General features: G+C 70.0%; 10 protein-coding genes. 4 read left to right on the top strand and 6 right to left on the bottom strand.

The features are described from left to right. Positions 1–950, bottom strand: a 950-nt coding sequence (locus QM569_RS05535; protein WP_414986230.1) for a urate hydroxylase PuuD, incomplete at its 3' end; no start/stop codon positions are given. A gap of 354 nt (positions 951–1,304) precedes the next feature. On the opposite strand from QM569_RS05535, the gene uraH (QM569_RS05530) reads away from it, so the two are divergent. Further along, on the top strand, positions 1,305–1,655 hold the full coding sequence (uraH, locus tag QM569_RS05530; RefSeq protein ID WP_414986229.1) for a hydroxyisourate hydrolase: 351 nt from the start codon (positions 1,305–1,307) through the stop codon (positions 1,653–1,655). A 12-nt stretch (positions 1,656–1,667) separates the two neighbouring features. Here uraH (QM569_RS05530) and QM569_RS05525 read toward each other — a convergent pair whose 3' ends face one another. From QM569_RS05525 to QM569_RS05510, 4 genes are all read right to left on the bottom strand, one after another. Next, a complete protein-coding gene (locus tag QM569_RS05525) occupies positions 1,668–2,894 on the bottom strand; it encodes a M20 family metallopeptidase (RefSeq protein WP_414986228.1) in 1,227 nt (408 codons plus the stop codon). Beyond that, the gene (gene uraD / locus QM569_RS05520; protein WP_414986227.1) at positions 2,891–4,666 is read right to left on the bottom strand and encodes a 2-oxo-4-hydroxy-4-carboxy-5-ureidoimidazoline decarboxylase; all 1,776 of its coding nucleotides are present in this window, start codon (positions 4,664–4,666) and stop codon (positions 2,891–2,893) included. The genes QM569_RS05525 and uraD overlap by 4 nt, the downstream gene beginning before the upstream one ends. 67 nt (positions 4,667–4,733) lie before the next feature. Next, complete coding sequence (gene puuE, locus QM569_RS05515) at positions 4,734–5,711, bottom strand: allantoinase PuuE (RefSeq protein WP_414986226.1); 978 nt, start codon at positions 5,709–5,711, stop codon at positions 4,734–4,736. 28 nt (positions 5,712–5,739) lie between these two features. Then, complete coding sequence (locus tag QM569_RS05510; RefSeq protein ID WP_414986225.1) at positions 5,740–6,432, bottom strand: GntR family transcriptional regulator; 693 nt, start codon at positions 6,430–6,432, stop codon at positions 5,740–5,742. Positions 6,433–6,525: 93 nt separating this feature from the next. Here QM569_RS05510 and QM569_RS05505 point away from each other — a divergent pair, with 93 nt between their 5' ends. Next, positions 6,526–7,848, top strand: coding sequence for a glycerate kinase type-2 family protein (locus QM569_RS05505; RefSeq protein ID WP_414986224.1), 1,323 nt, complete (start codon positions 6,526–6,528; stop codon positions 7,846–7,848). 212 nt (positions 7,849–8,060) lie between these two features. After that, positions 8,061–8,411, top strand: coding sequence for a hydroxyisourate hydrolase (gene uraH / locus QM569_RS05500; RefSeq protein ID WP_414986223.1), 351 nt, complete (start codon positions 8,061–8,063; stop codon positions 8,409–8,411). Between the two features lie 60 nt (positions 8,412–8,471). Here the strand turns inward: uraH (QM569_RS05500) and QM569_RS05495 are convergent, their stop codons facing one another. Beyond that, a complete protein-coding gene (locus QM569_RS05495; RefSeq protein WP_414986222.1) occupies positions 8,472–9,002 on the bottom strand; it encodes a hypothetical protein in 531 nt (176 codons plus the stop codon). 40 nt (positions 9,003–9,042) lie between these two features. Between QM569_RS05495 and QM569_RS05490 the strand changes: the two genes are divergently transcribed. Continuing rightward, positions 9,043–9,434: XdhC family protein (locus QM569_RS05490; RefSeq protein WP_414986231.1), on the top strand; the 392-nt coding region annotated here is incomplete at its 3' end.

The raw sequence follows: 9,434 nt of genomic DNA, 5'->3' as shown, positions 1-9,434 counted from the left end.
GCGGCGGCGGGCGCGGGCTCCGGCGCGGGCGGGCGCAGCCCCAGCAGGCCCAGGCCCAGCGCCGCCACGCCCACCAGCGCATAGCCCAGCGGGTTGCCGCGCACGCCCAGCTTGAAGCCGTGGCGCGCCACGAAGAACTGCCGGATGGCCGCGCCGCCCAGCATGCACAGCAGCAGCACCAGCCAGTTGTACGGGTGCGTGTAGGTGAAGCTGTAGTGGTTGGACAGCATGGCGAACAGCACCGGCAGCGTGAAATACGTGTTGTGTACGCTGCGCTGCTTGCCGCGCTGGCCGTGGATGGGGTCCACGTTCTGGCCGGTGCGGATCTGGCGCACCGCAGTGCGCTGGCCGGGAATGATCCAGAAGAACACGTTGGCGCTCATGGTCGTGGCCATCATGGCGCCCACCAGCAGAAACGCCGCGCGCCCCGGGAACCACCGGCAGGCCAGCCAGGTGGCAAAGGCGACGAAGACCGCGACCAGCACGCCGACGATGGCGTCGCCGTTCTTGCGGCGCCCGAAGGCGCGGCAGATGCCGTCATAGACCAGCCAGAACACCACCAGGAAGGCCAACGCCACGACCACGGCGGTGGACGGCGCCCAGTCCATGCGGTTCTTGTCGATGAGGTAGCTGCTGGCGTTGAACAGGTACGAGACGGTGAACAGCGCAAAGCCGCTGAGCCAGGTGCTGTAGCTCTCCCACATCGACCAGTGCAGGTGGTCGGGGAACACGGGCGGCGCCACCATGTACTTTTGCGCGTGGTAGAAGCCGCCGCCGTGTACCGACCACTGCTCGCCGCTCACACCGCGCTCTTTCGATGCGGCGTCCTGCGGCGGGGTCAGGCTGCTGTCGAGCATCACGAAGTAGAAGGAGGCGCCGATCCACGCGATGGCCGTGATGACGTGCAGCCAGCGCAGGAGAAGATTCGCCAGGTCGAGGTAGTAGTCCAAGGTGGGGGCTTTCGGTGCTGCGGATCGTGGGCCTGCTGCGCAAGAAGCAGGCCAGCGCCGCGCGCCGGGCGCCCCGCCCTGTAAACCATTGGGGCAAATGGGTTTTTGCGCCGCCGCCGTGGCCTACTGCACCGCGCCGGGGTGCGCGCCATGGTGCGTTGCACCATTGGAGTTCACGCGCCGCACCAAAGTCTGCCGCGTGCGCGCCGGTTGCGCGGGCGCGGGGTTGCCCGCGCCTGGCACGAGAGCTGCTGGCAGGCTCGGAGCGTGTTCATGATCTTTTGCTGCCTTTGCGGGGCAACGGGCACCATGAAAAGATCATGAACACGCTCTCAGATTTCAGGAGATCAACCCATGGGCCTCAGCACCCACGTACTCGACACCATGCACGGCGGCCCCGCCGTTGGCATGGCGGTCGATCTGTATGCCACCGACGGGGACCAGGCCACGCTGCTCAAGGCGCTGGTGCTCAACCACGACGGCCGCACCGACGCGCCGTTGTTCGACAACGCGACCCTGCGCCCCGGCACCTACCGGCTGACCTTTGGCGTGGGCGCGTACTTCAAGGCCCGGGGCGTGCAGCTGCCCGAGCCGAACTTTCTGGACCGCGTGAGCCTGGACTTCGGCGTCGCCCATGCCGACCAGCACTACCACGTGCCGCTGCTGGTCAGCCCCTGGAGCTACGCCACCTACCGGGGGTCGTGAGCGCGCTCCGGTTCAGGCCAGCAGGTCGCTCAGGGCGCGCGCCACCACCTTGGTGGCGCGGCGCAGGTCGTCCAGGTCCAGCCGCTCGTCGGCGCGCTTGGCGTGCGATTCGAGCACGGTGCGCGGCCCCGCGCCGTAGATCACGCCAGGGATGCCGTGCTGCCCGTACAGGCGCACGTCGGTGTACAGCGGCGTGCCCATGGCGGGTACGGGCTGGCCGAACAGCGCCTCACCGTGCCGCTGGATGGCGGCGACCAGCGGCGCGTTGCCCGGCAGGGGCTTCATGCTGTGGGCGAGCAGCAGGCGCTTGATCTCGACCATGATGCCGGGGCAGGCCGCCGCAGCCTCGGCGATCACGCGGCGGATGTCGGCCTCCACGTCGGTGGGGTTTTCCTCGGGGATCATGCGGCGGTCGAGCTTGAACGCCACCTTGCCGGGCACGACGTTGGTGTTGGTGCCGCCCTCGATGCGCCCCACGTTCAGGTAGGGGTGCTTGATGCCCGCGACCTGCGACGTGACCTGCTGGTACAGCGTGTTCTGCGCGTACAGCGCGTTCAAAATCTTGACGGCGCCCTGCAGGGCGTCCACGCCGGTGTGCGGCACCGCCGCGTGGGCCATCTTGCCGTGGACGGTCACTTCCATCTGCAGGCAGCCGTTGTGCGCGGTGACCACCTCGTAGCTGAAGCCCGCAGCGATCATCAGGTCGGGCTTGGTGAGGTTGTTCTTGAGCAGCCAGCCGGGGCCGAGTTCGCCGCCGAACTCCTCGTCGTAGGTGAAGTGCAGCTCCACCGCGCCCTTGGCCGGTTTGGCGACGGCCTCCAGCGCGCGCACGGCGAAGGTGAAGGTGGCAAAGTCGCTCTTGCTCACCGCCGCCGCGCGGCCATACAGCTTGCCGTCTTCGATCTCGGCGCCGTAGGGGTCGTGCGTCCAGCCCTCGCCGGGCGGCACCACGTCGCCGTGGGCGTTCAGCGCAATCGTCCTGCCGCCGTCTCCATAGGGGCGGCGCACGATCAGGTTGGTGATGGACTCCATGCCGTAGTCCTTCACCTCCTGCGGGGGCACGGGGTGCTGCTCGGCGTCGAAGCCGAAGCCCTTGAGCAGCTCGGTCGTGCGTTCGGCATGCGGCGCGTTGTTGCCCGGCGGCGTGTCGGTGGGCACGCGCACCAGGGCTTGTAGGAACTGCACCTGCTCGTCGAAATGCTGGTCGATCCAGGCGTCCAGTTGCGGGTAGTGGGTCATGGGGTTTCCGTGGCGAGTTGCTGAAGAAGGTGGGTGAAGGCATCGACGGCGAGCTGCATGTCGTGGGCCGTGGACGATTCGAGCGGGTTGTGGCTGATGCCGCCGTTCTGGCCGCGCACGAACAGCATGGCCTGGGGCATGACTTCGTGCAGTTTCATCGCGTCGTGGCCCGCGCCGCTGGGCATGCGGTGCAGCGGCACGCCCAGGGCGGCGACGGCGGCTTCCCAGCGCTTCTGCCATGCGGGGGCGCTGGGGGCGGCGGCGGCCTTCATGGCCAGCTCGGTGGTGTATTGCAGGCCCCGGCGCCGGGCGATCTCGTCGAGCTTGGCGAGCACGTCGGCCACCATCGCGTCGCGCTGCGGGTCGGTGGGCGCGCGCAGGTCCATGCTGAACAGGCATTTGCCGGGCACCACGTTGACCGAGCCGCTCGGCACCTGCAGCATGCCGATGGTGGCGACGCTGCCTTCGTCCTGCCGGGCACGCTGTTCCATGTACAGCGCCAGCTCGGCCACGCCCAGGGCGGCATCGCGGCGGCGGTCCATGGGCGTGGTGCCCGCGTGGCTGGCCGTGCCGGTCATCTCGCCCATGTAGCGCACGCTGCCGTTGATGGAGGTGACGATGCCCAGCGGAATGTCCAGCTCGTTGAGCACCGGCCCCTGCTCGATGTGGACCTCGACGAAGCCCAGGTAGCGCGCCGGGTCGCGCCGCAGCTTGGGGATGTCGTCTATGCACAGCCCCGCGTGCTGCATGGCGGATCGCAGCGTGATGCCGTCGGCGTCCTGCTGGTCCAGCCACTCGGGCTTGAAGTCGCCGATCAGCGCGCCGGAGCCCAGGAAGGTGGCCTTGTAGCGCTGGCCTTCCTCCTCCGAGAAGCCCACCACCTCGATGCCGAACGGCAGGCGCTTGCCCGCGCGGTGCAGCTCGCGCACGCAGGCCATGGGCACGAAGATGCCCAGCCGCCCGTCGTACTTGCCGCCGTTGCGCACGGTGTCGTAGTGGCTGCCGGTCAGCAGGTATTTCGCATCTGGCGTGGTGCCGTGGTAGCGGCCCACCACGTTGCCCACGGCGTCGATCTCCACTTCGTCGAAGCCGCAGTCGCGCATCCAGTGGCTGATGCGCTGGGCGCAGGCGCGGTGCGCGTCGGTGAGGTAGGTGACGGTGAGCTGGCCCCGCTCGGCATAGCCCGGGTCGGTGTGTGCGCTGAGCTTCTCCTGCCAGTCCCACACGTCGTTGCCCAGGGTCGGTTCGTAGCCGAACTTGTCGCCCAGGCGGATCTCGGCGATGCGGTGGATGTTGCGCAGCGCCTCGGCACGCTCGAAGTCGGGGTGGTTGGAGAGGCGCCGCGCGAAGGTGTCGATGATTTCCTGCTTGGGCAGGCCCAGGCCGCGCGGGCCGCGCACGGCCAGCACGAAGGGGAAGCCGAAGCGCTCGCCGTACGCGGCGTTCATGTGCCGGATGCGCGCCAGCTCGTCGGGCGTGCAGTTCGTCAGGCCCGCCTTGTTCTGCTCGTTGGTGGACTCGGCCGTGAGGGTGTTGGTCTCCATGGCCTTGCCCGCCAGTTCAGGGTGGGCGCGGATCAGGTCGAGCTGCCGGTCCAGCGACGCGTTGGCGAGCACCTGCACCATGGCGTGCTGCAGCTGCGCCAGCGAGCGGAAGGGGCGCTGCTGCAACGCCTGCTCGGCGATCCAGGGCGAATGCTCGTACAGGCCGTCGAGCATGGCCAGCGCCTCGGCGGGCGAGGCGGCGTTGAGTTGGGCGAGGGTGTATGCCACGGGGTGGTCCTTCTATCAAAAAGATAGCTACTGGTGCTTGATGGATAAGCGCTAGAGGCAGATTTGCCTATGAATCTGCTGGCAGGGCGGGCGCCGGGAAATGCTGCGCCCAGTGGCGCGCGATGTCGATGCGGCGGCAGATCCACACCTGCTCGTGCCCCTGCACGTAGTCCAGAAAGCGCCGCAGCGCGCCGATGCGCCCCGGCTTGCCCAGCAGGCGGCAGTGCATGCCCACGCTCATCATCTTGGGCGCGTTCAGGCCGTTCGGGTCGCCCTCGGCGTACAGCGCGTCGAAGCTGTCCTTGAGGTAGCTGAAGAAGTGGTCGCCGGTGTTGAAGCCCTGCGTCTGCACGAAGCGCATGTCGTTGGTGTCCAGCGAGTAGGGCACCACCAGGTGCTGCGCCGTGCTGCCGTCGGTGCGGGCCACCTTCATCCAGAAGGGCAGGTCGTCGCCGTAGTAGTCGCTGTCGTACTCGTAGCCGCCGTGCTCCAGCAGCAGGCGGCGCGTGTTGGGGCTGTCGCGGCCTGTGTACCAGCCCAGGGGCCACTGGCCGCCCGTCATGTCGCGCAGCACGTGGGTGGACAGCTCCATGTGGCGGCGCTCGTAGCTGGCTGGAATGTTCTGGTAGTGGATCCAGCGCAGGCCGTGGTTGGCGATCTCGTAGCCGTTCTTCAGGAAGGCGGCGAGCAGCTCGGGGTAGCGCTGCATCGCCATGCCGACGGCAAAAATCGTCATGGGCAGGCCGCGCGACTCGAACTCGCGCAGGATGCGCCACACGCCCGCCCGCGAGCCGTACTCGTACATCGACTCCATGGTCATGTGCCGGTTTTCGTAAGCCTGCGCCGTCACCAGCTCGGACAGGAAGGTCTCGCTCGTCGGGTCGCCGTGCAGCGGGTTGTTCTCGCCGCCTTCCTCGTAGTTCAGCACGAACTGCACGGCAATGCGCGCGCCGCCCGGCCACTGCGGGTGCGGCGGCGTGCGGCCATAGCCGACGAGGTCGCGCGGGTAGGGGGCGGTGGTGTCGAAGAAGGCAGAGGATGTCATGGCGTGGCGGTGGGGTGTCATGCGGTGGTTATGCGGGGGTCGGGGCGGGGGTCGGCGACGAGAGCGCGAGGGACAGGTCGTTGGCGGGCGGCTTGCGGTCGAAGGTCAGGCTTTGCTCGACGTGCAGCAGGTGTTCGTTCATCAATTGTGCGGCGCGCGCCTCGTCCTTGGCCGCCAGGGCCTTGACGATCTCGGCGTGCTCCTCGTGCGAATGCTCGGCGGCGCTGGCGCTCTGGTACATCAGCGTGGCCAGGGCGCAGCGCGAGATCAGCTCGCCCAGCAGCTGCGCCAGCACCTCGTTGCCCATCAGCTCGGCCATGCGCACGTGGAAGTCGCCCAGCAGCTCGGTGCGGCCCGGCACGTCCTCTTGGTCCACGGCGGCCTTCTCGCGCGCCACGTGCTCGCGCAGCGCGCGGATCTTGGCCGGCGTCACCTCGCGCACGAAGGCGCGCGCCATTTCCGATTCGAGCATGCGGCGCACGGCGAACACCTGCCGCGCCTCGGCCACCGAGGGCGCGGCCACGAAGGCGCCGCGCGCGGGCTCCAGGCGGATCAGGCGGTTCTGCGACAGCTGGAACAGCGCCTGCCGCACCAGCGTGCGCGACACGCCGAAATGGTCCGCCAGCTTCTGCTCCGCCAGCTTGGTGCCGGGCAGCAGCCGGTGCTCGACGATGGCGCGGGTCAGGCTCTCGACGATGACATGGGTGGTGGATGTCTCCATGCGGGCATGATAGCTGCGGCCCGGCAATGTGTATACACTTTTGGTGGACAGTGTGCCGACGGCGCCTCCTGGCGCGCGGGCCACAATCGGCGCATGACCGATGCCGCCCCCGACCCGCGCCGCCAGCCCGCCGCGTTCCTGGAACACCTCTACCGCGCCGCCGTGCGGCGCGCCCTGCCGCTGCACAACACGGCGGCCTTCCTGCCGCCGCCGCCGCTGGGCCGCACCCTGGTGCTGGGCGCGGGCAAGGCCGCGGGCGCCATGGCGCAGGCGGTGGAGGCCCTGTGGCCCGCGCACGCGCCCCTGTCCGGCCTGGTCGTCACGCGCTACCAGCACACGCCGCCCCGGCCCGCAGGGCTGGCGCAGCGCATCGAGGTCGCAGAAGCCGCGCACCCCGTGCCCGACGCGGCGGGCCTGGCCGCCGCGCAGCGCATGCTCGAACTCGCCCAGGGCCTCACGGCGGACGACCTGGTGCTGTGCCTCATCTCCGGCGGCGGCTCGGCGCTGCTCACGCTGCCCTGCGACGGCCTCACGCTTTCCGACAAGCAGCGCATCCACCAGGCGCTGCTGGACAGCGGCGCGGCGATTGGCGAGATGAACTGCGTGCGCAAGCACCTCTCGCGCATCAAGGGCGGGCGGCTGGCCGCCGCCTGCGCGCCCGCGCGCGTGGTCACGCTCGCCATCAGCGACGTGCCCGGCGACGACCCCTCGGTCATCGCCAGCGGCCCCACGGTACCCGACGCCACCACCTGCGCCGACGCGCTCGCCGTCCTGGACCGCTACCGCATCGAACTGCCCGCGCCCGTGCGCGCCGCGCTGCAGGCAGGCACGCTCGAAACGCCCAAGCCCGGCGACCCGGGCCACGTACACCACGCGGTGCATCTGATCGCCACGCCCCGCCAGTCGCTCGAAGCCGCGGCCGAGGCCGCGCGCGCGGCGGGCATGGCGGCGCACATCCTGTCCGACGAGATCGAGGGCGAATCGCGCGACGTGGGCAAGGTCCACGCCGCGCTGGCCCGCGCCGTGGCACGGCGCGGCGAGCCGTTCGCGCGGCCCTGCGTGATTCTGTCCGGCGGCGAAACCACGGTCACCCTCCGTCCCCGACCGCCGGGCGCGCCCCGGGGCCTGGGGGGCCGCGCGGGCGAGTTCTGCCTGGGCCTGGCGCAGGCCCTGCAGGGCGAGCCGGGCGTGTGGGCGCTGGCGGCCGACACCGACGGCATCGACGGCATGGGCGAGGCCGCTGGCGCGCGCGTGGCGCCCGACACCCTGGCGCGCGCCGACGCGCTGGGCCTGCGCCTGGCCGACCACCTGGACCGCAACGACGCCCATGGCTACTTCGCCGGGCTGGGCGATTTGGTCGTGACCGGGCCCACGCACACCAATGTGAACGACTTTCGCGCGCTTTTAGTCTGCTAAGGAGCCTCTGCACGAATCGAGCGGCAAGCGTGCGCTGCGGATCGGGATGGGCTGCGAGGCGCAAAGCGCAGCAATAGCCGTAGCTATTGCGAGCATTTGCAACGACGCAGACCGCCCGAGTCCGCAGATGCACGCGGCGCGACGATTCGTGCAGAGGCTCCCTAACGGCATCGGCATAAACTTTGGCGATCCATTGACCAAAGGAAACCGCCATGGGCCTCAGCACCCACGTTCTCGACACCATGCACGGCGGCCCCGCAGCGGGCATGGCCGTGCGCCTGTATTCCACCGACGGCGAGCAGGCCACGCTGCTCAAGGAACTGGTGCTCAACCACGATGGCCGCACCGACGCGCCGCTGTTCGACAACGCCAGCCTGCGCCCCGGCACCTACCGCCTGACCTTCGGCGTGGGCGCGTACTTCAAGGCCCGGGGCGTGCAGCTGCCCGAGCCGAACTTTCTGGACCGGGTGAGCCTGGACTTCGGCGTCGCCCATGCCGACCAGCACTACCACGTGCCGCTGCTGGTCAGCCCCTGGAGCTATTCAACGTACCGGGGGTCCTGAAAAAATTCAAGCCAAATCGGCCTCTGGCGCTTGTCACGCAAGCGCATGCAGCTATCAAAATCAGAGCTGACCTTCGGTCAGCGTGTCGAGCTGGAACTTGCCGCTCTTGTCCCACAGCCAGGTGTCGGTGTAGGTGACCTTGCCCAGCCGGGCGGGCACCGGGAAGGGCGATGCCGCGTGTACGGTGCGCTCGATTTCGGCCACCACCTCGGGTGCGTGGCGGGGGGCGCGCAGCCAGCGCAGGCGCGTGACGCGGCCCGCGCGGTCGATCTCCACGTCCAGCACGCCGATGGCGTAGAGCAGGGGCGGCAGCTTGCCCTTGAACACGCGCTGCGCGTTCAGCCCGTAGAGGTGGGTGGCGGCGTCCTGGCGGTAGGCGCGCGGCGTGGCCGCAGCCGAGGGGCGGGCCGAGCCCGCGCTGGCGGCCACGGGGCCGATGGCGGTGGGTTTGTCGGGCGTGGGCATGCGGCTGTCCTGCACGGTGGTGGGCGGGGGCTCGGGGGCGGACTTGCAGGCCGCCACCAGCGCAGCGACGGCGGCCACGAGCCAGGCGAGCAGCCAGTGGATGCGTTGGAGTGGAGAGGTCGGCATGATGGCGGATACGACGGTAACAGGAGCTGGGTTGACGACGATTGACGTGTTGCATGGGCTGGCGGACGGCCTGGCGGCGGCCCCCGCCGTGCTGGTGACGGTGGAGTCTATCCAAGGCTCGGCGCCGCGTGAAGCCGGGGCCTGGATGGCCGTGTTCGCCGACGGCATCGTGGGCACCATCGGCGGCGGGCATCTGGAGCACCAGGCCATCGCCGAGGCGCGCCGACGCCTGGCCGGAACGCCCGGCCCCGCGCAGCTGCGCTATGCGCTCGGCCCGGCGCTGGGCCAGTGCTGCGGCGGCGTGGTGTGGCTGCGCTACGAGTGCGTGAGCGCTGCCGACGTGCCCGCGCTGCGCGCGCGCCTGGCGCCGCCGCTGCACCCGGTGGCGCTGTTCGGCGGCGGGCACGTGGGCCACGCGCTGGCGCGCGCGCT

Origin of the sequence: Acidovorax sp. (genome assembly GCF_047607405.1) — a bacterium.
Lineage (GTDB): Bacteria > Pseudomonadota > Gammaproteobacteria > Burkholderiales > Burkholderiaceae_C > Acidovorax.
This window is presented reverse-complemented; position numbering and strand designations above follow the sequence as displayed.